This is a genomic window from Photobacterium lutimaris (assembly GCF_003025555.1).
Classification (GTDB): domain Bacteria; phylum Pseudomonadota; class Gammaproteobacteria; order Enterobacterales; family Vibrionaceae; genus Photobacterium; species Photobacterium lutimaris.
Map to the genome: position 1 here is coordinate 1 of NZ_PYMH01000034.1, position 1,801 is coordinate 1,801.

Below are 1,801 nucleotides of genomic sequence, written 5' to 3' on the forward strand. Positions count from 1 at the left end.
TAGTTGGTGCATGACGAGTCTCAAAACATAACAAGGCAATCAAGGTGATGCGTTACACTCGGCGGTTTTGGTACGGAGTTCAGTGTGCTTTGTTGGTTCTGTGGGGCACACCTTATTGCAGGCGTTAGCTGATTTCACATAAAGGAAGTCTTAGTGAAAATTTTAGTTATTATTGCTTTTCTTTTTTCAAGTATGGCTCTTGCCAATGAAATCATTGTAGACAAACTTGATAAAGAGTTTTCCTCCGCATTTGGTTGTAAGAAATTTGCTAATGCAGGCATTTGTTACAGTTCAATACAAAGAAATAGTGATGATTTCATCATAGACGTTACAGTTAACATGTATGCGAATATTGAATACTTGCAGGATAAACACTTTAGTTACCTTGTTAAAGTGACTAACAAATTTTATGCGATGTTCAATAAACGAACTGCAAGGTTTTTAAGTGAACCATATGAGATAGATGGGTTAGACTATGATTTAACTCGTGATTTTGAAGATAGGTTCGTTGTTGTTTTTACGTACATTTTCAAAAATAAAACCATAAAATACATCTATGACTACAATAATACAGCATATGTTACCTATGATGGTGAGTTAAGTGTGTTTGATGTGTTAAAAAAACATCGAAGCTCATCTGAAAATAGAAGTGTTCAATATTTTAATCCAGAAAAGTTAGATGGTTATTATACAACCTCTAGAGAAGTGTATAGAACATCAGTACATGAAGTTATAGAAACTCCAGCAATGAAAGACATGGAAACAGGTGAAGTTACTAATGTTGGGGATACAGTTAATACTGGTGAGTTTGTAAGAGTTAGAAAGTTGATTAGTCACCAAGTTGTTTATTTTAATTTTGATGAGGGCTAAGTATTACCCTCTTGAGATTTTCAGCTAACAAGGCAATCAAGGTGACCCGTTACACTCGGCGGTTTTGGTATGAAGTTCAGTGTGCTTTGATGGTTTTGCGTGGGGCACCTTATTGTAGGCGTTATAAAGCAGGAAGAAGTATGGCAATTTACAATACAGCATCAGACTCAGCCAATACTGCTGTTAGGGCTTTCCTAACAAAAGTCGGGGAGCATTATTTAGGACATTCATTTAACACGGGTAGCGGTAAAGGTAAGGCTATTTGGCTTGAAATACGAGATGGCCATTTCGCATCATGCTGTGCTTACTGTGGTGAAAAACACGATAAATTACAAATTGAGCACGTATTTATGTTCAACCGAACGGAATATGGCCTTCACCACCCAGGAAATACTGTCCCTTGTTGTAAATCATGCAATAAACGTGAGCGGAATCCTGACAAGTCATACTGTGATTGGGTAAGTCATCTAAAGCTTGTGTGTGAGAAGCGTGGAGAGACCGAAGTATTTCAATCTCGAAAACAGGCAATTTTAGACAACTTCAAACGATATGATTACCCGAACCTAAACGAAAATGAAAAACACGCAGTTAGGGTTATCGCAGGTAGTTTGTACGAAAACATTAAAACAGAGTCTGAAAAGTCTTTAAATCTTTACAAGCAGTTAGACGAAGCCTTCGTGAAATAGCTTTATAACAAACTGTTTAAGAGTGATTCGCAACGCGTGGCATTTTTACTATGCGTTGCGTTTAGTGTTTAAGGTGGTATGCGGAAGCTTCGGCATTGCGTTGCTCACACCTTAACAGGGCTACATGGACTCCCCCGATTGTCAACAACAGCGTCAGGTAATGGAAGGTTGGGACTGCCGCTCTACATTCGGTCTATTTACTGGCTTTGTTGCCATGACCCTGATGACACTACGCGGTTGCGGTT

The 1,801-nt window shown here is 38.5% G+C and carries 2 protein-coding genes; both read left to right on the forward strand.

Features of this window, described 5'->3' with window-relative positions:
* The first annotated feature begins 153 nt into the window (after nt 1-153).
* Nucleotides 154-870 (forward strand): hypothetical protein, encoded by a 717-nt coding sequence (locus C9I99_RS26830; RefSeq protein ID WP_107351890.1) that lies wholly within the window; start codon nt 154-156, stop codon nt 868-870.
* A 140-nt stretch (nt 871-1,010) separates the two neighbouring features.
* Entirely contained in the window at nt 1,011-1,556 is a 546-nt protein-coding gene (locus C9I99_RS26835) for an HNH endonuclease (RefSeq protein WP_107351891.1), read from the forward strand.
* Nucleotides 1,557-1,801: the final 245 nt, after the last annotated feature.